Source organism: Stutzerimonas sp. CXK-1 (genome assembly GCF_057738225.1).
The window spans coordinates 2,671,434-2,696,505 of the sequence record NZ_CM173217.1; the positions used below are offsets into that span (position 1 = coordinate 2,671,434).

General features: G+C 62.4%; 21 protein-coding genes. 2 read left to right on the plus strand and 19 right to left on the minus strand.

Translation table 11 applies throughout. The annotated features are described in order from the left end of the window. Positions 1–78: 78 nt before the first annotated feature. From AC0KXH_RS12550 to rpsB, 18 genes are all read right to left on the minus strand, one after another. Positions 79–1,026 carry an acetyl-CoA carboxylase carboxyltransferase subunit alpha gene (locus tag AC0KXH_RS12550; protein WP_043221035.1) on the minus strand — a complete coding sequence of 316 codons (948 nt, stop codon included), beginning with the start codon at positions 1,024–1,026 and terminating at the stop codon, positions 79–81. Positions 1,027–1,211: 185 nt separating this feature from the next. Next, a complete protein-coding gene (dnaE, locus tag AC0KXH_RS12555) occupies positions 1,212–4,742 on the minus strand; it encodes a DNA polymerase III subunit alpha (protein WP_488223497.1) in 3,531 nt (1,176 codons plus the stop codon). Positions 4,743–4,835: 93 nt separating this feature from the next. After that, positions 4,836–6,263, minus strand: coding sequence for an alanine/glycine:cation symporter family protein (locus AC0KXH_RS12560; RefSeq protein ID WP_165563077.1), 1,428 nt, complete (start codon positions 6,261–6,263; stop codon positions 4,836–4,838). Between the two features lie 87 nt (positions 6,264–6,350). Next, the gene (gene rnhB, locus AC0KXH_RS12565) at positions 6,351–6,989 is read right to left on the minus strand and encodes a ribonuclease HII (protein ID WP_041104490.1); all 639 of its coding nucleotides are present in this window, start codon (positions 6,987–6,989) and stop codon (positions 6,351–6,353) included. Beyond that, the gene (gene lpxB / locus AC0KXH_RS12570; RefSeq protein ID WP_488224610.1) at positions 6,989–8,122 is read right to left on the minus strand and encodes a lipid-A-disaccharide synthase; all 1,134 of its coding nucleotides are present in this window, start codon (positions 8,120–8,122) and stop codon (positions 6,989–6,991) included. The genes rnhB and lpxB overlap by 1 nt, the downstream gene beginning before the upstream one ends. A 1-nt stretch (position 8,123) precedes the next feature. After that, entirely contained in the window at positions 8,124–8,900 is a 777-nt protein-coding gene (lpxA, locus tag AC0KXH_RS12575) for an acyl-ACP--UDP-N-acetylglucosamine O-acyltransferase (protein ID WP_043221040.1), read from the minus strand. Beyond that, the gene (gene fabZ, locus AC0KXH_RS12580) at positions 8,897–9,337 is read right to left on the minus strand and encodes a 3-hydroxyacyl-ACP dehydratase FabZ (RefSeq protein WP_488223498.1); all 441 of its coding nucleotides are present in this window, start codon (positions 9,335–9,337) and stop codon (positions 8,897–8,899) included. Before fabZ ends, lpxA begins: the two co-directional genes overlap by 4 nt. A gap of 93 nt (positions 9,338–9,430) precedes the next feature. Continuing rightward, entirely contained in the window at positions 9,431–10,489 is a 1,059-nt protein-coding gene (lpxD, locus tag AC0KXH_RS12585) for a UDP-3-O-(3-hydroxymyristoyl)glucosamine N-acyltransferase (protein WP_043221045.1), read from the minus strand. Position 10,490: 1 nt separating this feature from the next. Then, positions 10,491–10,994, minus strand: coding sequence for an OmpH/Skp family outer membrane protein (locus AC0KXH_RS12590; RefSeq protein ID WP_043221048.1), 504 nt, complete (start codon positions 10,992–10,994; stop codon positions 10,491–10,493). Between the two features lie 50 nt (positions 10,995–11,044). Then, complete coding sequence (gene bamA, locus AC0KXH_RS12595) at positions 11,045–13,396, minus strand: outer membrane protein assembly factor BamA (RefSeq protein ID WP_488223499.1); 2,352 nt, start codon at positions 13,394–13,396, stop codon at positions 11,045–11,047. A gap of 69 nt (positions 13,397–13,465) precedes the next feature. Continuing rightward, positions 13,466–14,818 (minus strand): RIP metalloprotease RseP, encoded by a 1,353-nt coding sequence (gene rseP / locus AC0KXH_RS12600; RefSeq protein ID WP_488223500.1) that lies wholly within the window; start codon positions 14,816–14,818, stop codon positions 13,466–13,468. A gap of 13 nt (positions 14,819–14,831) precedes the next feature. Then, entirely contained in the window at positions 14,832–16,019 is a 1,188-nt protein-coding gene (ispC, locus tag AC0KXH_RS12605) for a 1-deoxy-D-xylulose-5-phosphate reductoisomerase (protein WP_488223501.1), read from the minus strand. Then, positions 16,016–16,831, minus strand: a complete 816-nt coding sequence (locus tag AC0KXH_RS12610; RefSeq protein ID WP_488223502.1) for a phosphatidate cytidylyltransferase — start codon at positions 16,829–16,831, stop codon at positions 16,016–16,018. The genes ispC and AC0KXH_RS12610 overlap by 4 nt, the downstream gene beginning before the upstream one ends. Next, positions 16,825–17,586, minus strand: coding sequence for a polyprenyl diphosphate synthase (gene uppS, locus AC0KXH_RS12615; RefSeq protein WP_043221059.1), 762 nt, complete (start codon positions 17,584–17,586; stop codon positions 16,825–16,827). Before uppS ends, AC0KXH_RS12610 begins: the two co-directional genes overlap by 7 nt. A 122-nt stretch (positions 17,587–17,708) precedes the next feature. After that, positions 17,709–18,266 (minus strand): ribosome recycling factor, encoded by a 558-nt coding sequence (frr, locus tag AC0KXH_RS12620; protein ID WP_041104474.1) that lies wholly within the window; start codon positions 18,264–18,266, stop codon positions 17,709–17,711. Continuing rightward, a complete protein-coding gene (gene pyrH / locus AC0KXH_RS12625) occupies positions 18,263–19,006 on the minus strand; it encodes a UMP kinase (protein WP_041104473.1) in 744 nt (247 codons plus the stop codon). The genes frr and pyrH overlap by 4 nt, the downstream gene beginning before the upstream one ends. A 198-nt stretch (positions 19,007–19,204) precedes the next feature. Then, positions 19,205–20,074 carry a translation elongation factor Ts gene (gene tsf / locus AC0KXH_RS12630; protein ID WP_041104472.1) on the minus strand — a complete coding sequence of 290 codons (870 nt, stop codon included), beginning with the start codon at positions 20,072–20,074 and terminating at the stop codon, positions 19,205–19,207. Positions 20,075–20,193: 119 nt separating this feature from the next. After that, a complete protein-coding gene (rpsB, locus tag AC0KXH_RS12635; protein ID WP_041104470.1) occupies positions 20,194–20,934 on the minus strand; it encodes a 30S ribosomal protein S2 in 741 nt (246 codons plus the stop codon). A 261-nt stretch (positions 20,935–21,195) separates the two neighbouring features. On the opposite strand from rpsB, the gene map reads away from it, so the two are divergent. Both map and AC0KXH_RS12645 read left to right on the plus strand, forming a co-directional pair. Continuing rightward, entirely contained in the window at positions 21,196–21,978 is a 783-nt protein-coding gene (gene map, locus AC0KXH_RS12640) for a type I methionyl aminopeptidase (RefSeq protein ID WP_041104468.1), read from the plus strand. Positions 21,979–22,020: 42 nt separating this feature from the next. Next, positions 22,021–24,723, plus strand: a complete 2,703-nt coding sequence (locus AC0KXH_RS12645; protein WP_488223503.1) for a [protein-PII] uridylyltransferase — start codon at positions 22,021–22,023, stop codon at positions 24,721–24,723. Between the two features lie 16 nt (positions 24,724–24,739). Here the strand turns inward: AC0KXH_RS12645 and AC0KXH_RS12650 are convergent, their stop codons facing one another. Next, the gene (locus AC0KXH_RS12650) at positions 24,740–25,069 is read right to left on the minus strand and encodes a Na+/H+ antiporter subunit G (protein ID WP_041104464.1); all 330 of its coding nucleotides are present in this window, start codon (positions 25,067–25,069) and stop codon (positions 24,740–24,742) included. Positions 25,070–25,072 lie beyond the last annotated feature (3 nt).

A 25,072-nucleotide genomic window follows, 5' to 3' on the forward strand; every position in this document is an offset into this window, starting at 1 on the left:
CCAAGTGCTATCCGCCGAAAACGAAACAGGGTGCCGGAAGGCACCCTGTCATACCGCAGCTGGATCACCTGAGCCGGCTCAGACGCCGTAGCTCATCAGCCGCTCGTAGCGACGCGCGAGCAGCTTGTCGGTATCCAGCGACTTGAGCATGTCCAGCTGACGAGTCAGTTCCTCGCGCACGGACTCGGCCATCGCCGCCGGATTGCGGTGCGCGCCGCCCAGCGGCTCGTTGATCACCTTGTCAACGATGCCCAAGTCCTTCAGGCGCTCGGCGGTGACGCCCATGGCCTCGGCGGCTTCCGGCGCCTTCTCGGCGGTGCGCCAGAGGATCGAGGCGCAGCCTTCCGGAGAAATCACTGCATAGGTCGAATACTGCAGCATATTCAGCTGATCGCAGACACCGATGGCCAGCGCACCGCCCGATCCACCCTCACCGATCACCGTGGCGATGATCGGCGTCTTCAGGCGCGCCATCACGCGCAGGTTCCAGGCGATGGCTTCGCTCTGGTTGCGCTCCTCGGCATCGATGCCGGGGTAGGCACCAGGCGTATCGATGAAGGTGAGGATCGGCATCTTGAAGCGCTCGGCCATTTCCATCAGGCGGCAGGCCTTGCGATAGCCCTCCGGGCGCGGCATGCCGAAGTTGCGGCGGACCTTCTCGCGCACCTCGCGGCCCTTCTGGTGGCCGATTACCATGACCGGCTGGCCATTCAGGCGTGCGGTCCCACCGACGATCGCTGCGTCGTCGGAGAAATGACGATCGCCATGCAGCTCTTCAAATTCAGTGAACAGGTGGCTGATGTAGTCCAGCGTGTAGGGGCGCTGCGGGTGGCGGGCCAGGCGGGCGATCTGCCAGCTGCTGAGGTTGCCGAAGATGCTTGCAGTGAGCGACTCGCTCTTTTCCTGCAAGCGGGCAATCTCGTCGCCGATATTCAGGTCATTGTCATTGCCTACCAGGCGCAGCTCTTCGATCTTGGCTTGCAGGTCGGCAATCGGCTGTTCGAAATCCAGAAAATTCGGGTTCATAGGCATCCGTCATGCGTCGACGGCCAGGCGGCCGGGAGGCTGTTCCGTTTTTTGCGCCATACCTTACGGGACGGGCGCATTCAGGTCGAACGAAATCGTTCAGCACCAACAACCCGGTCGGCGACCGGGCCGATCGAGCGCCGCCGGGGCGACGCCTCTTGCGTCCGGGCGCAAGTACCGCCCGGTCATCGGTATTGGAGAAAGACGTTGTCGCGCCCGAACTGGTCACGCAATGCCTGAATCAAGTTATCGGCCGGGTCGATTCGCCAGCTTTCGCCGAACTGCAGCACCGCACGCGCGTCGCTGCCGGTGTATTCGACGGTGATCGGGCAGGCACCGCGATGGCGACCGAACACATCGGCCAGCCAGCGCATGCGGTCGCCCTTGAGCGCATCGGCCGCGACCCGCACGCGCAGGCTTTCGGCCAGGCCGGTGCGCGCCTCCTCGAGACTCATCACCCGCTTGGCGCGCAGACGCAGCCCGCCGGAGAAGTCGTCATTGCTGACCTCGCCCTCGACCACCACCAGCGCATCGGTCTGCAGCAGCGCCTGGGCGCTGGCGAAGGCATCGGCGAACAGCGAGGCCTCGATCCGCCCCGACCGGTCATCGAGGGTGATGAAGCCCATCTTGTCGCCCTTCTTGTTCTTCATCACCCGCAGGTTGACGATAAGGCCGGCGATGGTCTGGGTATCTCGCGCCGGGCGCAGGTCGATGATGCGCTGACGGGCGAAGCGGCGGACCTCGCCTTCGTACTCGTCGATCGGGTGACCGGTGAGGTAGAGGCCGAGGGTGTCCTTTTCGCCCTTGAGACGCTCCTTGAGCGAGAGTTCGCGCGCTTTGCGGTGATTGATGTAGACATCGGCCTCCGGCTCGGCGAACAGCCCCCCGAACAGGTCCATGTGGCCGCTCTCTTCACTGCGCGCGGTCTGCTCGGCGGCCTGCACGGCCTCTTCCATGGACGCCAGCAGCACGGCGCGGTTGAGGTCGACGCTGGCCTGGTAGGCCTTGAGTTCGTCCTGGTAGTAGGGCCCCAGGCGATCCAGCGCACCCGAGCGGATCAGCGCTTCCAGGGTGCGCTTGTTGATGCGCTTGAGGTCGACGCGGTTGCAGAAATCGAACAGGTCCTTGAACGGCCCCCCCGCCTTCCGGCATTCGACGATGGCCTCGACCGGCGCCTCGCCGACGCCCTTGATCGCGCCCAGGCCGTAGACGATGCGCCCGTCGTCGTTGACGGTGAACTTGAACTCGGAGACGTTTACATCCGGCGGGTCGATGCGCAGCTTCATGCTGCGGCACTCTTCGACCAGGATCACCACCTTGTCGGTGTTGTGCATATCCGCCGACAGTACCGCCGCCATGAACGGCGCCGGGTAGTGCGCCTTGAGCCAGGCAGTCTGGTAGGAGACCAGGCCGTAGGCTGCCGAGTGCGACTTGTTGAAGCCGTAGCCGGCGAACTTTTCCACCAGGTCGAAGATGTTGCCCGCCAGGTTGCCGTCGATGCCGTTGTTGGCGCAGCCCTCGATGAAGCCGCCGCGCTGCTTGGCCATTTCCTCGGGCTTCTTCTTGCCCATCGCGCGGCGCAGCATGTCGGCGCCGCCCAGCGTATAACCGGCCATCACCTGGGCGATCTGCATCACCTGTTCCTGGTAGAGGATGATGCCGTAGGTGGGCTTGAGCACCGGCTCGAGACCGGCGTACTGGTAGTCCGGGTGCGGATAGGAGATCGGCTCGCGACCGTGCTTGCGGTTGATGAAGTCGTCCACCATGCCCGACTGCAGCGGGCCGGGGCGAAACAGCGCCACCAGTGCGATCATGTCTTCCAGGCAGTCGGGCTTGAGCTTCTTGATCAGCTCCTTCATGCCGCGCGATTCGAGCTGGAAGACCGCGGTGGTCTCGGCCTTCTGCAGCATGTCGTAGGTTTTCTTGTCATCCAGCGGGATGAAGTCGATGTTGACCAGGTCCTTCTCGTCGACGCCCTTGCGCCGCTGCTCGCGGTGGATGGTCTCCATCGCCCACTTGATGATCGTCAGGGTGCGCAGGCCGAGGAAGTCGAACTTCACCAGGCCGGCCTGCTCGACGTCGTCCTTGTCGAACTGGGTAACCAGGCCGCCGCCCTCCTCGTCGCAGGCGATCGGCGCGAAGTCGGTCAGCTTGGTCGGCGCGATCACCACACCACCGGCGTGCTTGCCGGTGCCGCGGGTGATGCCCTCGAGCTTGAGCGACATTTCCCAGATTTCCGCGGCCTCTTCGTCGGTCTTGAGGAAGTCGCGCAGCGGCTCCTCCATCTCGTAGGCTTTTTCCAGGGTCATGCCGACTTCGAAGGGGATCATCTTCGACAGGCGGTCAGCGAGTCCGTAGGACTTGCCCTGCACCCGCGCCACGTCGCGCACCACGGCCTTGGCCGCCATCGAGCCGAAGGTGATGATCTGGCTCACGGCGTTGCGCCCGTACTTTTCGGCCACGTAGTCGATCACGCGGTCGCGGCCATCCATGCAGAAGTCGACGTCGAAGTCGGGCATGGAGATCCGTTCGGGGTTGAGGAAACGTTCGAACAGCAGGTCGTAGGCCAGCGGGTCGAGGTCGGTAATCTTCAGCACGTACGCGACCAGCGAGCCGGCACCCGAACCACGCCCGGGGCCTACCGGCACATCGTTGTTCTTGGCCCACTGGATGAAGTCGGCAACGATGAGGAAGTAGCCGGGAAAGCCCATCTGGATGATGGTGCCGAGCTCGAACTCCAGGCGGTCGACATAGAGCTGCCTCTTCGCCTCGTAATCCGGGGTGTCCGCCGGCAACGTTACCTTCAGACGCTCTTCCAAGCCTTCGTACGAGGCATGCCGCAGGTAGTCGTCGATACCCATGCCATTGGGCGTGGGGAAATCCGGCAGGAAGTACTTGCCCAGCTGCACCTCGATGTTGCAGCGCTTGGCGATCTCCACGGAATTCTCCAGCGCCTCCGGCAGATCGCTGAACAGTTCGGCCATCTCCTCGGGCGTCTTGAGGTATTGCTGGTCCGAATAGTTGCGCGGACGCCGTGGGTCATCGAGCGTACGGCCTTCGCCGATGCATACACGCGTTTCGTGGGCTTCGAAGTCTTCCTGCTTGAGAAAGCGCACGTCGTTGGTCGCCACCAGCGGCGCACCGCAGCGCCCGGCCAGAGCCACCGCGGCGTGCAGGTATTCCTCGTCGTTGACCCGATGGGTGCGCTGTACTTCCAGATAGAAGCGCCCCGGGAAAACGGCGCTCCATTCCTGCCAGAGCGCCTCGGCACCGCTCTCGTCGCCCTCGAGCAGGGCCAGGCCGATCTCGCCCTCTTTCGCGCCGGAAAGTGCGATCAGGCCCTCGGCTGCTGCCTTCACCCAATCGCGCTCGATGATCACCAGCTCGTTGCGCTGGCCTTCGGTCCAGCCCCGCGAGACCAGCTCGGTGAGATTGCGATAGCCCTTGGCATCCATCGCCAGCAGCGTCAGACGGCTCAGCGGGCCGTCCTCGTCGCGGCTGGCCAGCCAGATGTCGGCGCCGCAGATGGGCTTGATGCCACCGCCCAGCGCCGTCTTGTAGAACTTCACCAACGAGCACATGTTGCTCATGTCGGTAACGGCAACCGCCGGCATACCGGCTCCCGCAACGGCCTTGACCAACGGCTTTACCCTGACCAGCCCATCCACCAGCGAGTACTCGGTATGCAGACGGAGGTGAACGAAGGAAACGGACATGGACAAACCTGCGCGGGCAAAACGACAAGCGCGCGATTGTACCGAAAAGCGGCCGAGGCAGGTCCGCCGTTCGCCCTGCCTGCGGCACGATACTCAGGGCTTGATGCCGCCGTTGCCGTCGTCCCAGATGCCGGGCTCGAGCTTCGCGCGGATTTCCGGATAGTCGCGCGCGTCGAACTGCGGAACCTTGCCGGCACTCAGCTGCTGCCGGTAGTCGCGCGAGAGTTTCACCGCAGTCTTCGACAGCAGGACGATGGCGATCAGGTTGGTGATCGCCATCAGCCCCATGGAGACGTCGGCCAGGCTCCAGACGAAGGGTAGCGAGGCCAGCGCGCCAAACATCACCATCGCCAGCACCAATAGACGAAAGACCAGCAGGCCGGCCGAATGGTTACGCTCGAGAAAGACCAGGCAGTTCTCTGCGTAGAAGTAGTTCGCGACGATGGAGGTGAACGCGAAGAACAGCACGATGATCGCCAGGAAATACTGCCCCCAGCCGCCGACATGGTCGACCAGCGCATTCTGCACCAGCTCGATCCCCTCGCCTTCCTGGGGGCCGGCCAGCAGGATGATCGCCGCCGACGCCGTACAGATCATCAGCGTATCGATGAACACGCCGGCCATTTGCACATAGCCCTGCGAAGCAGGATGGGGCGGATAGGGCACAGCCGCCGCAGCGGCGTTCGGCGCCGAGCCCATGCCCGCCTCGTTGGAAAACAGGCCGCGCTTGAAGCCGTTCAACAGCGCAGCGCCGAGCCCACCGGCGGCGGCTTCCTCGAAACCAAACGCGCTCTTGAAGATGAGTGCGAAGACGCCGGGCAGCTCGGTGATATTGATCAGGATGAGCGCCAGCGCAACGAGCATGTAGGCCGCAGCCATGAAGGGCACCGCCAGCTGCGAGAAGCGCGCGATGGAGCGCAGGCCGCCAAAGATGATCGGCGCGGTCAGCAGCACGATGCCGACGCCACAAAGCCAGGCAGGCACGCCAAAGGCGCCTTGCATCGCCCCGGTAATGGTGTTGGCCTGAACCGAGTTGAAGACGAAGCCGAAGGCAAGGATGAGAAACACCGAGAACAGGGAACCCATCCAGCGGGCGCCCAGCCCCTTCTCCATGTAATAGGCAGGCCCGCCGCGGTACTGCCCGCGGTCGTCACGAATCTTGAACAGCTGCGCGAGTGTCGCTTCGACAAAACCGGTCGCCATACCGACCAGGGCGATTACCCACATCCAGAACACCGCGCCCGGGCCACCGAGCGTGATGGCGACCGCCACCCCGGCGACGTTGCCGGTGCCCACCCGCGCGGCGAGTGACGTGCAGAGCGCCTGGAACGGCGAGATACCCGAGTCGTCGCTCTTGCCGCTGCCCTTGAGGATGCCGAACGCATGGCCGAAGTGGCGGAACTGGATGAAGCCCAGGCGGAACGTGAACAACAGGCCGCAACCGACCAGCATCCAGATGAGGATCTTGCCCCATATGAGCCCGTTGAGCAGATCGACGATTTGGGTGGCAAACTCTGGCATCAGCGCTCTCCATCGGCAGTGACGTACCGCCGCGCGCGACGCGGCGGCTCCGTCAGCTATGGACAGCTCAGCTGAATCAGGGTGCCGCTAGACCAACGCTGCGGGCGCCAGCGCCGTTACGCTGAGCTCGGCGCGCTCGATCAGTGTACGCACCGGCGCGAAGGAGCGCCGATGGATGGGGGTGGGGCCGAGTCGCTGCAATGCCTCGAGGTGCAGCGGTGTCGGATAGCCCTTGTGACCGGCCAGGCCGTAGCCGGGATAAACCAGATCGAGCGCCTGCATCTCGCGATCACGACTGACCTTGGCCAGGATCGACGCCGCGGCAATCGCCGGGACCTGTGCATCACCCTGTACCACCGGTGCGCTCGGCACCGCCAGTTGCGGGCAGCGGTTGCCGTCGATCAGCGCCAGCCGCGGCACCACGCTGAGCCCTTCCACCGCGCGCTGCATCGCCAGCATGGTGGCATGCAGAATGTTCAGCTGGTCGATCTCCTCGACCTCAGCGCGCGCCACGCACCAGGCCAGCGCCTTTTCGCAAATCTCGTCGAACAGCGCTTCGCGGCGGGCTTCACTGAGTTTTTTCGAGTCGTTGAGCCCCTCGATCGGGCGAGCCGGATCGAGGATCACCGCCGCGGTCACAACCGGACCACAGAGCGGCCCTCGGCCGACCTCGTCGACGCCGGCGACCAGCTCTTCGACCAAACCGAAATCCAGTCCGAACTGCATCAGGGCCTCTCTACCAACGTCAATATTGCTTCGGCGGCCTTCACCGAGGCGTCTTGGCGCAGCGCCCGGTGAATGGCATCGAACCCCTTCACCTGAGATTCGCCATCGTCCAGCAGTGGCAGCAATGCCGCCGCCAACGCGTCGGGTGTGGCGGCATCCTGCAACAACTCCGGCACCAGCAAGCGTTGAGCGAGCAGATTCGGCAGCGCCACGTAAGGGCTCTTCACCAGACGCCGGAGGATGCGATAGGTCATCGGAGCCACCCGGTAGCCAACTACCATTGGCCGTTTGAACAACAGCGCTTCGAGCGTTGCCGTGCCCGACGCAATCAGCACCGCGTCACAGGCGGCCAGCGCCTCGTGCGAGCGGCCATCGACGAGCCGCAACGGCAGTGCCCGCCCGACAAGCATCTGCTCGATCTGCGCGCGCCGCTCCGGGCTGGCGCATGGCAGTACGAAGCTCACATCCGGTCGTTTTGCGTGGATCCGCTGAGCCGCCTCGAGAAACAGCTCACCCAGACGGGCCACCTCGCCGCCGCGGCTTCCAGGCAGCAGCGCCACGACAGCACCTTGCTCGGGCAAACCCAGCTCGGCACGCGCTAGGGCCCGGTCGGCCTGGAACGGAATGGCATCGGCCAGTGGGTGGCCAACGAAACGCACCGGCACGCCCTGCTCTTCATAGAAGCGCGCCTCGAATGGAAACAGCGTCAGCATCAGATCGCAGGCTTCGCGGATCTTCAGCACGCGCTTCTGCCGCCACGCCCAGACGGACGGGCTGACATAGTGCACGGTGCGAATGCCGGCGCGCCGCAGGCGAAGCTCGAGGCCCAGGTTGAAATCCGGCGCATCGATGCCAATGAACACGTCCGGCCTGGCCGCGATCAGCTCGGCAGTCAGCCGGCGGCGGCGTGCCAGCAGCTCCGGCAGACGGCCAAGCACTTCCACCAAGCCCATCACTGCAAGACGCTCGAGCGGGAAGCTCGACTGCAGCCCCTCGGCCTCCATGCGCTTGCCGCCGACACCGATGAACCTGACATCGGGACAGCGCTTGCGCAATGCCTGCATAAGCCCGGCGCCGAGGATATCGCCCGATGCCTCCCCGGCTACCAAAGCAACTCGAAGCGGCCTGTTCATCTCAGCGTGTAATGCCGCGCGTCGAGGCCTTGATGGAGTCGCGGAATACCGCAACCTCGGGGAACTGCTCAGCCGCTTCGGCAAGCTCACCAAGCGCAGCCTCCACCGTCAGGCCTTTGCGATAGACGACCTTGTAGGCCTGCCGCAGAGCATGGATCGCCGCGTCGCTGAAGCCCCGCCGGCGCATGCCCTCGAAATTCATGCTGCGCGCCTCGGCCGGATTGCCGAAAACGGTAACGAAAGCGGGTACGTCCTTGCCGATCGCCGTGCCCATACCGGAAAAACTGTGCGCACCGATCCGGCAGAACTGATGGACCAGGGTGTAACCGGAGAGAATGGCCCAGTCACCCACATGTACATGCCCGGCCAGCGCGGTGTTGTTTACCAGGATGCAGTGGTCACCAATGACGCTGTCATGACCGATATGAGCGTAGGCCATGATCAGGTTGTGATTGCCGATCGTAGTCTCGTGACGGTCCTGAATGGTCCCGCGATGGATCGTTACCCCTTCGCGCACGACGTTGTGATCGCCGATCACCAGCCGGGTTGGCTCCCCCTTGTACTTCAGGTCAGGAGTGTCCTCGCCGACCGAGGAAAACTGAAAAATACGATTGTGTCGGCCGATACGGGTCGGCCCCTTGATGACCACGTGCGACGCGATCACCGTTCCCTCGCCTATCTCGACATTCGGCCCGATGATCGACCAAGGACCGACCTGCACGTCATCTGCAAGACGGGCCGATGGATCGACGATGGCACGAGGGTCGATCAAACTCATAGTTTGCGTTCCGCACAGATGATTTCGGCCGAGCAGACCGCCTTACCGTCGACACTGGCTTCGCACTCGAACTTCCAGATACCGCGCTTAACGCTGAGGTATTTGGCTTCCAGGATCAGCTGATCGCCCGGCAGGACTGGCTGGCGGAAGCGCAGCTTGTCCGAACCGACAAAATAGTAGAGCGTGCCGTCGGAGGGCTTCACATCCATCATCTTGAAGCCGAGGATACCCGCTGCCTGCGCCATCGCCTCGATGATCAGTACACCGGGCATGATCGGATGCTGGGGGAAATGCCCAGTGAAGAACGGCTCGTTGATGGTCACGTTCTTGTATGCGCGAATGCGCTTGGCCCCCGTGTCCAGCTCGACCACCCGGTCCACCAGCAGGAAGGGGTAGCGGTGCGGCAGGTATTCGCGAATCTCGTTGATATCCATCATGTCAGCAAGGAGCCTGTAGAAATATGAAGGGGCAACCAATGCCCCGCCTCGTCGACGCGCGCGCAGCGCCAGTCAGCGACTCAGCAGAAAGGGTCAGGCATCAGAAGACGAATCGCCGCCCGAGGTCACGGCTGCGAGCTGTTTTTCCAGCTGTTGCAGGCGTCGCGCCATATCGTCGAGCTGCCTGATCCGTGCCGCGCTCTTTCTCCATTCAGCCGCCGGCTGCATCGCCGTGCCGGACGAATAGCTGCCTGGCTCGGAGATCGAGCGGGTCACCATGGTCATCCCGGTAACGAACACGTTGTCGCACACTTCGATGTGACCGACCATGCCAACGCCGCCTGCGATCATGCAGTTACGCCCGATCTTGGTACTGCCCGAGATGCCCACGCAACCGGCCATGGCGGTGTTGTCACCGATCTGTACGTTGTGCGCGATCATGATCTGGTTATCGAGCTTGACGCCATTGCCGATGAGCGTGTCTGCCAACGCTCCTCGGTCGATGGTGGTATTCGAGCCGATCTCAACGTCGTCGCCGATAAGGACTCCACCGATCTGCGCGATCTTTTGCCAACTGCCCTTTTCGTTGGCAAAGCCGAAGCCTTCGCCACCGATTACTGCACCGGATTGAATCACCACGCGCTTGCCGATGACGACGTCGTGATACAGCGTGACCCGTGGCGCGAGCCGTCCGCCTTCGCCGATCCGACTACGTGCACCGATAAAACACTGCGCCCCGATTTCGACATCCGCCTCGATGCAGGCGCCGGCCTCGATGACCACGTAAGCGCCGATGCGCGCCGAGGGGTGAACCTGCGCGCTGGCGGCGATCACCGCGGAGGGGTGGACGCCCGGGACGCTGGCAGGACGGGTTTCGAACAGATGCGAAAGCTGTGCGTAGGCCAGGTAGGGGTTGCTGACTATAAGCGCAGCTCCCTGATACCGCTCGGCCTCTTCCGACGTGAGCAGCACGGCGGCCGCCCGCGTCTCGGCGAGGTACTTGCGGTATTGGCTGTTCGCGAGAAAGCTCAGCTGGCCCGGCCCGGCATCCTGAAGTGTCGCAAGGCCGGTGATGACTCGCTGGGCATCGCCGCGCACCGAGCCGCCCAGCAACTCGGCCAGTTGGCCGAGCGAGTATTCGTGGCAGGACATGTCAACGCAGCTGGTTCATACGTTCGATGACCTGACGCGTGATGTCGTACGTTGGCTTCACGTCGACCACGGCACCACGCTCCAGAACGATGTCGTAGTCACCCTTCTTGAGGACCTCCTCGACAGCCTTGTCCAGCTTCGGCTTGAGCTGCTTGAGCATGTCGCGGTCAGCAACGGCCTTGGCTTCGTTGAGCTCCTTGGACTGGAACTGGAAGTCACGCGCCTTCTGCTTGAATTCCAGTTCGAGGCGCTCGCGCTCGGCCTGTTGCATCTTGTCGCCATCCTTGACCAGGCGGTCCTGAATGCGCTTCGCCTCGCTTTCCAAGCTCTTCAGCTTGCTCAACTGAGGGCCGAACTTCTTCTCGGCATCGACGGCGTAACGCTTCGCGGCATCGGACTCGAGCAGCGCCATCTGGTAGTTCAGAACCGCAATTTTCATCTCGGCGAACGCGGGCGTCGCCACCAGAGCGGCGAGAACGAGAAACATCTGGGTCAACTTACGCACGGTGAATACCACTCCTGCAAAGGTTACCGAAGCAAGATGCTCGGCTAGTGTTAGAACGTCTGCCCCAGGGAGAACTGGAACACCTGGGTATCGGCGTCATCCGGCTCCACGACGGGCATCGCCAGACTGAAGCTCAACGGGCCCATCGCGGTAATCCATGTCAGGCCCACACCTACCGAACTGGCCATGTCACCGATATCGATGTCGCTGCAATTGTTCGAACCCGACGGGCAGTTGGTATCGAACACATTACCCACATCCCAGAACAGGGAGGTCCGCAGCGAACGCTGGTCCTTGACGAAAGGCATCGGGAACAACACCTCGAGACCGCCCTGCACCAGCACGTTGCCACCGAACGGCAGCGGGTCCTGATCCGGATCCTTCACCGTTCCCGGCCGCGTACCGTCGCTTGGCGTACTGCGCGGCCCAAGGCTGCTGTCTTCGAAGCCGCGTACCGAGTTGAAGCCGCCAGCGTAGTAGTGCTCGTAGAACGGCAGGCGCTCGGTCGAGCCATAGGCATCACCGTAGCCCAGTCGGGTATGCATGCGCAGCGTGTAATCCTTCGTCATCGGCACGAACAGCTGGCCGTTGTAGTCGAGCTTGTAGAACGAAAGGTCGCTACCGGGAATGGTGGTTTCGAAGACCAGACTCTGCGAATGGCCGCGAGTGGCCAGTACGCCGCGGTTCAGCGTCGATTCGGACCAGCCGGCCGAGCCCTTGAAGTTGAGGAAGCTGTCGCCTTCCTTCTCCATGAAATCGAAGATTTCGTCGACCGTATAGAGACCGGTATCGATGCTGTCCTGCTGAACGGACAGGCCGAAGGAGAGGCGCGCCGTCTCGCTGATCGGATAACCGATGTTGACACCCCCACCCAAGCTATCCACCGAGTAGCTGGACACGTCGTAATCGAGCTCGTCGTAGTCGGTCGTCCGGTAGAACGCGTTGTAGCCGAGGCTGACGCCATCCTCGGTCCAGTAGGGATCGACGAAACCGAAGTTGTAGCGCGTCTGGTACTCGCTGCGATTCAACCCCAGGCTCACGCGGTTACCGGTGCCGAGGAAGTTGTTCTGGCTGATCGAGCCACCGAGAATCAGGCCGGCATTCTGCGCGAAACCGACGCTGGCCATGATCGAGCCCGAAGGCTGCTCCTCGACGCTGTAGTTCACGTCGATCTGGTCCTCGGTTCCCGGCACCTGCGGTGTCTCGACGTTCACTTCCTTGAAGAAGCCCAGCCGTTCCAGACGGGTCTTGGACTGGTCGATCAGGTAGGTCGACGCCCAGCCACCTTCCATCTGGCGCATCTCGCGACGCAGCACCTCGTCCTCGGTCTTGGTGTTGCCACGGAAGTTGATGCGGTTGACGTAGGCACGGTTGCCCGGGTCGACGACGAACGTGATGGAGACGGTGTTGTCCTCGTCGTGCGGCTCCGGTACGCCGTTGACGTTGGCGAACGTGTAGCCCTCGTTACCGAGCCGGCGCGTGATCAGCTCGGATGTCGTGGTCATCACCTTGCGCGAGAAAACCTGGCCTTGCTTGGCCAGCAGTAGAGCTTCGACCTCCTCACGCGGCACCTTGAGGTCGCCGCTGAGTTTCACGTCGCGAACGGTGTAACGCTCGCCTTCGGCGATGTTAACCGTGACATAGACATCCTTCTTATCCGGGGTAATCGACACCTGGGTCGAGGTGATGTCCATGTTGATGTAGCCACGGTCCAGATAATAGGACCGCAGCCGCTCGAGGTCGCCGGACAGCTTTTCGCGAGCGTACTTGTCGTCATTACGGAAGAACGACAGCCAATTGGTCGTCTTCAGCTCGAACAGATCGGTCAGCTCTTCATCGGAGAACACGGTATTGCCGACCACATTGATGTGCTTGATCGCCGCGACCGAGCCTTCATTGATCTTGATCTTCAGTGCAACGCGATTTCGAGGCTGGTTGACGACGTCGGTTTCGATGCTGGCCGAGTAACGCCCCTGCGCGACGTACTGGCGCTGCAGCTCGTTACGTACGCCCTCGAGCGTTGCGCGCTGGAAAATCTCGCCTTCGGCCAAGCCCGACTGCTGAAGACCCGCCAGCAGATCCTCGGTCTTGATCGCCTTGTTGCCCTCGATCTCGATGGCCGAAATGGACGGCCGCTCCACGACACTGATCACCAGCACGTTGTCTTCGCGGCCGAGCTGGATGTCCTGGAAGAAACCGGTACGGAACAAGGCCCGCGTGGCCTCTACCAGGCGCTGGTCATCAGCCGGCTCGCCCACGTTGAGCGGCAGAGCACCGAACACGCTGCCTGCAGAGACCCGCTGGAGGCCGTTGACCCGGATATCGGAAATGGTGAAGGACTCAGCGTGGACTTCGGCGATCATCAAAGCGGAGATCACCGCGGGAAGCAGCAGACGTTTCATGAAGTCCTTTCTTATTTCAGACCTGACGGATGAGCCGACGCCTAGCGCGGCAACAATACGGATTCTGCGTTACAGGCGGCCCAGGTCATTGACCAGCGCAAGCAGCATCACCCCGACGACCAGACTGATGCCGATCTGAACACCCCATCCCTGCACTCTTTCGGACAACGGTCGGCCGCGAAGCCATTCGATGGCGTAAAAAAGCAGGTGCCCGCCATCAAGCACCGGGATTGGCAGCAGATTGAGAACCCCCAGGCTTATGCTCAGATAGGCGAGAAAATTGAGGAAATCCCCGACACCGGACTGGGCAGAAGCGCCGGCCACTTTAGCAATCGTTATCGGGCCGCTCAAGTTTTTTACCGACAGCTCGCCGAAGAGCATTTTCTTCAGCGAATCAAGCGTCAGCAGCGTCATCGTGCCGGTTCGGCGCAGGCTCTCGACGACCGCCTCGAGCGGCCCATGGCTTACTTCACGCAGCATGTTCGCCGGCCACTCACCGCCTTCGACGCCTGCGCCCAGATAGCCTCTGCGCGTCTGGCCTTCACCCCTTGCGGCCAAGGTGACCGACAGATCCTGCGTCCGGCCATCGCGCTCGACCAACAGGGTCACGGTTTCGCCCGCCAGGGGACGAACGGCATCGATGACATCCTGCCAGTCATCCAGGGAGCGCCCTTGAACAGCCAGCAATCGGTCACCGAGCTTCAGACCAGCCGCCTGAGCCGGCCCCTCCGGATCGAGCTGCGCAATGATCGGCGCAATGCGAGGGCGCCAGGGCCGGATACCGAGTGCAGCCAGCGGATCGGGCTCTTCTGCCCCCTTGAGCCATTCCCGCAGGGGAACCTCGACCTTGCGCTCGAGCGAATCGCCGAGATCGCGAACCACCATCTCCAACGAGCCGGACTCGCCGAGGCGGCGCACCAGCTGCAGATTCACATCGCCCCAGCCCGAAACCGCCTTGCCATCGATAGCGATCAGCTCTTGCTCCGGCCCAATGCCAGCCTGCGCGGCCAGGCTACCGGGCTCTACGTTACCGACTACCGGACGCAACTGCTGACTGCCCAGCATCGCCAACAACCAGAAGAACAGCAGAGCCAGAAGGAAATTCGCGATAGGGCCAGCGGCTACGATGGCAAAGCGCTGGCGGACGGACTTGCGGTTGAACGCCTGCCCCAAGAGTTCGTCAGGCACTTCACCTTCGCGCTCGTCGAGCATCTTCACATAGCCACCGAGCGGAATGGCAGCCACGACGAACTCGGTACCATGCCGGTCATGCCAACGCAGGAGTGGCGAACCAAAACCGACCGAGAAGCGCAACACCTTTACACCGCAGCGCCTGGCGACCCAGAAATGACCGAACTCGTGAAACGTGACCAGCACCCCGAGTGCTATCAGGGTACCGGCAATCATGTAAAGCGCGCTCATAAGGTCCTCCGGGCTAACGCCCGTGGCGGTCCAGCCAGTCACCCGCAAGCCGGCGAGCCTGCTGATCCGCCATCAACACATCGTCGAGACAGCCGGCCGCACCGACCGCCTCCTGCTCCAACACATCGGCGATGATACTCGCGATCTCGGTAAAACGGATGCGCCGCCCCAGAAACGCCTCAACGGCGACCTCATTCGCGGCATTGAGCATGGCCGGCGCGGTACCGCCGGCCTCGGCTGCCTCTCGAGCCAGACGCAGGCAGGGAAAGCGCGCATCGTCCGGCGCCTGGAATTCGAGCAGACCGATGCGCAGCAGATCGAGTGCCGACACGCCCGAATCGATGCGCTCGGGCCAGGCAAGGGCATGCGCGATAGGGGTGCGCATGTCAGGGTTGCCAAGCTGCGCCAACACCGATCCATCGACATAGTCGACCATCGAGTGGATGACGCTCTGTGGGTGAACAACGACCTCGACCTGACTCGGACGCGCATTGAACAACCAGCATGCCTCGATCAACTCGAGCCCTTTATTCATCATGCTCGCCGAGTCGACGGAAATCTTGCGCCCCATCGACCAGTTCGGATGCGCACAGGCCTGCTCGGGCGTCACATCGACCAGCGCCTCGGCTGGCATTTCCCGGAATGGCCCGCCGGAGGCGGTCAGCAGAATGCGCCGGACCCCGACCGCAGCCATCCCTCGCGAGTAATCGGTCGGCAGGCACTGGAATATCGCGTTGTGCTCGCTATCGATCGGCAGCAGTACCGCTTCACTCTGCTGCAGAGCCTGCATGAACAGTGCGCCGGACATCACCAGCGCCTCCTTGTTTGCCAGCAGCACTCGCTTGCCTGACTGCACGGCGGATAGCGTCGGGCGCAGACCGGCTGCACCGACGATGGCCGCCATGACTACATCGACCTCGGGATGAGCGGCGACTTCGCATAGCCCGCCGCAACCGACGAGCACGCGCGTTGCCAACCCGGCCGCATGAAGATCGGCCTGCAGCACTCGGGCCTGGGCCTCATCGGCCAACACCGCGAAGCGGGGACGATGCCGCAGGCACAGCGCCATGAGTTCAGCAACCCGGCTGAAGGCCGTAAGCGCGAAGACCGAGTAGCGATCAGGGTGACGGGCAATGACATCGAGCGTGCTTAGACCAATGGAGCCGGTAGCACCCAAGACGGTGACCTTGAGGGTCGTCACAGCGCCCCCCACCCAGCCAACCACAACAGCACGGCAAACACCGGCACCGCGGCCGTCAGGCTATCGATCCGGTCCATGACTCCGCCGTGACCAGGAAGCAGCTGACTACTGTCCTTGATGCCCGCATTGCGCTTGAACATGCTTTCGGTGAGATCGCCGATCACCGAGATCAACACCACCACCGCCGCCCCAAGCAACGCGAGTACGAGCTCACGCGGAGCCCAATCGCGGTACAACCCGACGCCAACGGTAACAAGCAGGCTCGCTACTAGGCCGCCGAACACGCCCTCCCAGCTCTTGCCGGGACTGACCTCGGGAGCGAGCTTGCGCCGACCGAAGCGCCGCCCGGAAAAATACGCACCGATATCGGCAACCCACACCAGCACCATCACCGCCACGATCAACCAGTTCCCCATCGGCCACTGTTTGAGCAGCACCAAGGCCTGCCAGGCAGGCAGCAGCACCAGGAAACCAAAGGCGAGGCTGCCGCCTGCCCCTCCCCAGTAACGACGGCTTTGCGGATAACCCAGCACTAGGAAGGTCGCGAAAACCCACCAGGCAATTGCCGCAGCAAGCACCCAGGCGGCGAGAGCCGGATTGGCATAGAGCACAGCAAGCAGCAACGCCACGCCTGCGGCGTAGCCAACTCTCACCGACTGCGAAGAGAAACCCGCGAGCCGGGCCCATTCCCAGCCCCCCAAGGTAACTGCAACGCCGATAAAGATGGCGAACGCCAGCCCCTCGAGCAGAAAGAAACCGATCAGGGCGATCGGCAGAAGAATCGCCGCGGTGATGATTCGTTGTTTCAGCATTCGACCTTGGCCTCGCGCTCCACCTGCTCGCTGGTCTTGCCGAAACGACGCTGCCGGGAGGCGAAATCGGCAAGCGCCTTACGCATCGCCTGCCGCTTGAAGTCGGGCCAGAACAGATCGGAAAAATACAGCTCCGCATAGGCGAGCTGCCAGAGCAGAAAATTGCTGATGCGTTGTTCGCCACCGGTGCGAATGCACAGGTCGGGCGGGGGCAGCTCGCCCGTCGCTAGATAGCCTTCGAACAGTGCCGGTGTGATCTCGTCCGGATTCAACCTGCCCGCCTGCGCCTCGCGCGCCAGGCGTTGCGTGGCCTGCAGGATGTCCCATTGACCACCGTAGTTGGCAGCCACTTGCAGGATGAAGCGCCGATTATGCGCAGTGGTCTCTTCGGCGTCCCGCATCGCCGCCTGCAGCTCCGGATGAAAGCGGCTGCGATCGCCGATGATCCGCAGACGAATGCCGTTGTCGTCCAGCTTGCGCGCTTCCCGGCGTAGCGCAGAAAGGAACAGCTCCATCAGCGCCCCCACCTCATCGGCGGGCCGCTGCCAGTTCTCACTGGAAAAGGCGAACAGCGTCAGCACTTCGACGCCCGACTCGGCACACACCTCGATGACGGCTCGCACCGCATCGACACCCGCCTTGTGGCCCGCTACACCAGGCAACAGCCGGCGTTTGGCCCAGCGATTGTTTCCGTCCATGATGATCGCGACGTGGCGGGGGACGGCCCCCCGCGCGATCTGTTTGCCGTTTTCCATGACCAACTCTACTTGCGCTATCAAACGCTGCGATGAATACAAGACGCTGCAAGCGCCAGCTCGAGCTCATCGACCGAAGCGCACCGCCAATGGCAATGCGCTTCGCAGAACAGACTGAAGAATCAGACTGCCATGAGGTCCGCTTCCTTCGCCTCTAGCGCCTTGTCGATGTCGGCAACGAACTTGTCGGTAAGCTTCTGAACATCGTCCTGGCCACGGCGTTCCTCGTCCTCGCTGATTTCCTTTTCCTTGACCAGGTCCTTGAGCTGGGCCAGTGCGTCGCGACGGATATTGCGCACCGCCACGCGAGCATTTTCCGCCTCGGCACGCGCCTGGCGCGTATAACCCTTGCGGGTTTCCTCGGTCAGGGCCGGCATCGGCACGCGAATGGTCGTGCCGGCAGTTGCCGGGTTGAGCCCCAGATCGGAAGTCATGATCGCCTTTTCCACCGCCTGGATCATGCTCTTGTCGAACACGGTCAGCGCAAGCGTGCGCGAGTCTTCGGCCACCACGTTGGCCACCTGGCGCAACGGGGTGTCAGCGCCGTAATAGGACACCATGACACCGTCGAGGATGCTGGGATGAGCACGCCCGGTACGAATCTTTGCGAAAGCGTGTTCCAGCGACTCGAGGGACTTCTTCATGCGCTCCTGCGCGTCTTGCTTGATCTCGTTGATCATTCGTTCGATTCCTCGATGAGAGTTCCTTCGGCGCCCCCCAGCACGATATTGAGCAGGGCACCGGGCTTGTTCATGTTGAAGACACGCAGCGGCATATTGTGGTCACGACAGAGGCAGATGGCCGTCAGATCCATAACCCCAAGCTTGCGGTCCAGCACCTCGTCGTAGCTGAGCTCGGTGAACTTCTCGGCATTCGGATCCTTGAAAGGATCGGCCGTGTACACGCCGTCGACCTTCGTCGCCTTGAGCACCACGTCGGCCTGAATCTCGATCGCCCGCAGGCAGGCCGCCGAGTCCGTGGTGAAGAACGGGTTGCCCGTGCCGGCGGAGAAGATCACAACCTCACCGCTCTTGAGATGGCGCATCGCCTTGCGTCGGTCATAGTGATCGGTCACCCCAACCATCGAGATGGCCGACATAACCAGCGCCGGAATGTTCGAGCGCTCCAGCGCGTCACGCATCGCCAGGCCGTTCATCACCGTGGCAAGCATGCCCATATGGTCGCCGGTTACACGATCCATCCCGGCGGCGGACAGCGCCGCCCCGCGGAACAGGTTGCCGCCACCGATCACCAGGCCCACTTCCACGCCAATGCCCACCAGCTGGCCAACCTCGAGCGCCATGCGATCCAGCACCTTGGGATCGATGCCGAAGTCCTCCGTGCCCATCAGCGCTTCGCCGCTCAGTTTGAGCAGGATTCGTTTGTAGCGAGGATTTCGAGCACTCATCTGCTGAGCCATTGGCGTGCGCCTCCCACGGCGTTCGAAAGAAAACGGTATTGATTGGGCATAGAAGAATAATCTGCGCTTGGACCAACGAACGAACGATAAGTGCCAGCGAGACTATATCGTGTAGAGCCAGTATTTTGCTGCCACCAGTTTGACAAAGAGGCCGCGCGCGTTAGCGGGCAGCCTCTTCGTACCGGACGGCCTGAAACGTTACTGCTTGCTTGCCGCTACCTGAGCAGCAACCTCTGCAGCGAAGTCGACCTCGGCCTTCTCGATGCCCTCACCCACTTCGTAGCGCACGAAGGAGACGATTTCCGCACCGGCCTTCTTGGCCAGGTCGCCGACCTTGATTTCCGGATCCTTGACGAAAGCCTGTTCGACGAGGCTCGCCTCGGCCAGGAACTTGTTGATGCGGCCCTTGACCATGTTCTCGACGATATTCTCGGGCTTGCCGGCGATCTTCTCAGCATTGAGCTGCAGGAAGATTTCCTTTTCCTTGGCGATCAGCTCTTCGGAAACGTCAGCTGGCGTCAGCACCGCTGGGTTGCTGGCCGCAACGTGCATGGCGATGTCCTTGGCCAGCTCAGGGTTACCACCCTTGAGCACGACCAGAACGCCGATGCGGTGACCGTGCAGGTAGGCGCCAACGGTGTCGCCCTCGACGCGAGTCAGGCGACGGATGTTGACGTTCTCGCCACACTTGGCGACCAGCGCCAGGCGCGACTCTTCCTGCGACTCAATCAGCGGGGCAGCATCGGTCAGCCCCTGATCGAAAGCCTTGTCCAGGCTCTGAGCAACGAACGCCTTGAAGTCATCCTGCAGCGCCAGGAAGTCGGTTTGCGAGTTGACTTCGATGATCACGCCAGACTTGTTGTCCGCTGCGATCTTGACTGCGATGGAACCTTCGGCGGCGATGTTACCGGCTTTCTTGGCAGCCTTGATGGCGCCAGCCGCACGCATGTCGTCGATTGCCTTTTCGATGTCGCCGCCCGCTGCCGTCAGCGCCTTCTTGCAATCCATCATGCCCAGGCCGGTACGCTCGCGCAGTTCCTTGACCAGGGCCGCAGTAATTTCTGCCATGTTCGAATCCTCTGATAGGTTTCTAACCAGTCGCCCTCTCGGACGATCAATTCGGAGTGACAAAGAAGGGGGCCTAGCCCCCTTCTTGTCCATCGGGTCTCACGCTAAGGCGCGACGGCTCAGCCCTGAGCAGCCTCGGAGGCCACTTCCTCGACGAACTCGTCGGCACCGCCAGCGGTGGCCTGACGGCCGCGCAGCACGGCGTCAGCCATGGAGCTCAGGTAAAGCTGCACGGCGCGGATGGCGTCGTCGTTACCCGGGATGATGTAGTCGACACCTTCGGGGCTGCTGTTGGTATCGACAATGCCGATCACCGGAATGCCCAGCTTGTTGGCTTCGGAAATCGCGATGCGCTCATGCTCAACGTCGACGACGAACATGGCGTCCGGCAGGCCGCCCATATCCTTGATACCGCCCAGGCTGCGCTCGAGCTTTTCGAGATCGCGCGAGCGCATCAGCGCTTCTTTCTTGGTCAGCTTGTCGAAAGTACCATCCTGCGACTGGGTTTCCAGTTCGCGCAGACGCTTGATCGAAGCACGAATGGTCTTGTAGTTGGTCAGCATGCCGCCCAACCAGCGGTGGTCGACGTACGGCTGGCCGCAGCGAGCGGCTTCTTCGCGAACGATCTTGCCGGCGGAACGCTTGGTACCGACGAACAGGATCTTGTTCTTGCCAGCTGCCAGCTTTTCAACGAAACGCAGCGCGTCGTTGAACATCGGCAGGGTCTTTTCCAGGTTGATGATGTGAATCTTGTTGCGCGCGCCGAAAATGTACTTGTTCATTTTCGGGTTCCAGTAACGGGTCTGGTGGCCGAAGTGCACACCGGCCTTCAGCATATCGCGCATGGTGACTTGAGACATGACTTGTCCTCGAATAGTCGGGTTAGGCCTCCACACGTCCCGCTATCCAACTCTTGCGAGCACCCAGGATAGGCGTGTCGACGCGTGTGTGGGTTAAGCCCAACGGGTGGTCCCCCGCTGAGCGGCGCGTTTTATAGCACAGTCGCCTTCTGCAGGCTAGCACGCCGACGCAGGGCGGCGATTTCTGCAGTCCATTCTGCTTTCGTTTATCATCGCCGCTTCCGATTTTTGCCTTGCGCCGGTGGGCGCCCGAGGGTTTGCATGACTGTCACCATCAAGACGCCCGAAGACATCGAGAAAATGCGCATCGCCGGCCGTCTGGCCGCCGAAGTCCTGGAAATGATCGAGGCGCACGTGAAGCCGGGCGTGACGACCGAAGAGCTCGACCGCCTCTGCCACGACTACATCGTCAACGAACAGCAAGCCATCCCGGCACCGCTCAACTACAAGGGCTTTCCGAAGTCGATCTGCACGTCGATCAACCATGTCGTCTGCCATGGCATCCCGAACGACAAGCCGCTGAAGGATGGCGACATCCTCAACATCGACATTACCGTCATCAAGGACGGCTATCACGGCGACACGAGCAAGATGTTCATCGTCGGCAAGGCGGCCGAATGGGCCGAACGCCTGTGCAAGGTCACCCAGGAGTGCCTGTATAAAGGGATCGAACTGGTTCGTCCGGGCGCCCGTCTGGGTGACATCGGCGAGGTGATCCAGAAGCACGCCGAGAAGAACGGCTTCTCGGTCGTACGCGAATACTGCGGCCACGGGATCGGCAAGGTCTTCCACGAAGAGCCGCAAGTGCTGCATTACGGTCGTGCTGGCACCGGGCTCGAACTGAAAGAAGGCATGACCTTCACCATCGAGCCGATGATCAACCAGGGTCGCGCCGAAACCCGCCTGCTCGGCGACGGCTGGACCGCGATCACCAAGGACCGCAAGCTTTCGGCGCAGTGGGAACACACCATCCTCGTCACCGCGGACGGCTACGAGATCCTCACGCTACGTAGCGACGACACCATTCCGCGCGTTCCGGCCTGACCTTAGCCGCTACCCTGCCCTGGCCCAGACAGAGGATCTCGCATGCCCCAAGTGGACCCCGAGCTGTTCGATCTCAGCCAGTTCCAGGCAGAGCTGGCGCTCAAGGCCAGCCCCATCCCGGCATATAAGAAGGCCATTCGCCAGGCGCGCGAAGTGCTCGACAAGCGTTTTCTCGCCGGCCGCGACATCCGCCGCCTGATCGAAGATCGCGCCTGGTTCGTCGATCAGATCCTGCGCGCCGCCTGGAAGCGCTTCGACTGGGACAAGGGGGCGGATATCGCGCTGGTCGCCGTCGGCGGCTATGGCCGCGGTGAGCTGCACCCCTTCTCCGACATCGATTTGCTGATCCTGCTCGACGGGGACGACCACGAGCTGTTTCGCGACGCAATCGAGGGCTTTCTCACCCTCCTCTGGGACATCGGCCTCGAGGTTGGCCAAAGCGTCCGCTCGGTGGCCGAATGCGCCGAGGAGGCCCGTGCGGACCTGACCATCATCACCAACCTTATGGAGAGCCGGACCATCGCCGGCCCCGAGCAGCTTCGCCAGCGCATGCTGCAGGTGACCAGCCCTGCCGAAATGTGGCCGAGCAAGGAGTTCTTCCTCGCCAAGCGCAACGAGCAGCGGCAGCGCCATTCCAAGTACAACAACACCGAATACAACCTGGAGCCCAACGTCAAACGCTCCCCCGGCGGACTGCGAGACATCCAGACGATCCTCTGGATCGCCCGGCGCCAGTTCGGCACCCTGAATCTACAGGCCGTGGTCGATCAGGGCTTTCTCACCGAGGGCGAATACCAGCTACTGGTATCGGCCCAGGAGTTCCTGTGGAAGGTCCGCTATGGTCTGCACCTGCTGGCAGGGCGCGCCGAGGACCGGCTGCTGTTCGATCACCAGCGCAAGCTGGCGGCCCTGCTCGGCTACGAAGACAACGACGCCAAGCTGGCCATCGAGCGCTTCATGCAGAAGTATTACCGGGTCGTCATGAGCATCGCCGAGCTGAGCGACCTGGTCGGCCAGCACTTCGCCGAGGTCATTCTCTGGGAAGGCGACTCCGGCCCGAGCATTCCGCTCAACAGCCGATTCCTGGTGCGCGACGGGTATCTGGAAGTCAGCCATCCCTCGATCTTCAAGCGCACCCCGTTCGCGATCATGGAAACCTTCGTGCTGCTTGCCCAGCACCCGGAGATCGAAGGCGTCAGGGCGACGACGATTCGCCTGCTGCGTGATCACCGCTACCTGATCGATGACGATTTTCGCTGTGATATCCGCAACACCAGCCTGTTCATCGAACTGTTCAAGTGCAAGGAAGGCATTCACCGCAACCTGCGACGCATGAATCGCTACGGCATCCTCGGTCGCTACCTGCCGGAGTTCGGTCACATCGTCGGGCAGATGCAGCACGACCTCTTTCACATCTATACGGTCGATGCGCACACGCTGAACGTCATCAAATACCTGCGCAAGCTCACCAAACCGGGCGTCGCAGAGAAGTACCCGCTGGCGAGCAAGCTGGTCGAGCGACTACCCAAGCCGGAACTCATCTACATTGCCGGCCTGTATCACGACATCGCCAAGGGGCGCGGTGGCGACCATTCCGAGCTGGGCGCCGTCGACGCCGAGCAGTTCTGCAGCCGCCACAAGCTGCCCGCCTGGGACACGCGACTGGTGGTCTGGCTGGTACAGAACCATCTGGTGATGTCGACCACCGCGCAGCGCAAGGACCTTTCCGACCCCCAGGTCATCAATGATTTCGCACAGATCGTCGGCGACGAGACACATCTGGACTATCTCTATGTGCTGACGGTCGCCGACATCAACGCGACCAACCCGACGCTGTGGAACTCCTGGCGCGCCAGCCTGCTCCGCCAGCTGTATACGGAAACCAAGCGCGCGCTCCGGCGTGGCCTGGAGAACCCGCTGGGGCGCGAAGAACAGATCCGCCAGAGCCAGCGCGCCGCGCTGGATACTCTGGTACGCAACGGCACCGACCCGGACGATGCCGAGCAGCTCTGGGCGCAACTGGGCGACGACTACTTTCTGCGTCACACCGCCAGCGATATCGCCTGGCACACCGAGGCAATCATCGACCACCCGAGCGATGGCGGCCCGCTGGTACTGATCAAGGAAACCACCCAGCGGGAGTTCGAAGGCGGCACGCAAATCTTCATCTACGCGCCGGACCAGCACGACTTCTTCGCGGTAACCGTGGCGGCGATGGACCAGCTCAACCTGAATATCCACGACGCCCGGATCATCACCTCCACCAGCCAGTTCACCCTCGACACCTACATCGTGCTCGACGCCGATGGCACGCCGATCGGCGATAGCCCCGAGCGCATCGAAGAGATCCGCCAGGGCCTGATCGACGCCCTGCGCAACCCCGACGAGTACCTGACCATCATTCAGCGTCGCGTTCCTCGGCAGCTCAAGCACTTCGCCTTCGCGCCGCAGGTAACGATCCTCAACGACACCCAGCGCCCCCAGACCATCATCGAGATCATCGCGCCGGACCGCCCGGGCCTGCTGGCGCGTGTCGGTCAGCTGTTCCTGGCGTTCGATCTGTCCGTCCAGAACGCCAAGATCGCCACGCTTGGCGAGCGGGTCGAGGACGTGTTTTTCGTGACCACCGAAGACAACCAGCCGCTGTCCGACCCGGAACTCTGTGCGCGCCTGCAACAGGCGCTGGTCGATCAACTGCAGCAGGACAATCAGCAGCAGATCTCTCCAAGCTCCATCGAATTCTGAGCCAAGGCTCGCCGGTTCAGTCCCAGGGCTTGCCCTGGGTTCGCTCGGTGCGATCGAGCTTCTGCTGCATCGCGGCCTTGGCCAGCATGTGTGCACTGACCGGCGCGGTGAGCAGGAGGAACAGGATGATCAGTACCTCGTGCAGGCTGATACTGCCCCGCTGCACACCGAAGAAAATGCCCGAAGCCACGACGATGCCACCGACCCCCAGCGTGGTGGCCTTGGTTGGCCCGTGCAGGCGCGTATAGAAATCGGGTAATCGATAGAGCCCGATCGCACCGATCAGGGCAAACAGGCTGCCGCCGAGCAAAAAAAGACTGATGACGACTTCCAACCAGAGCGGCATGTT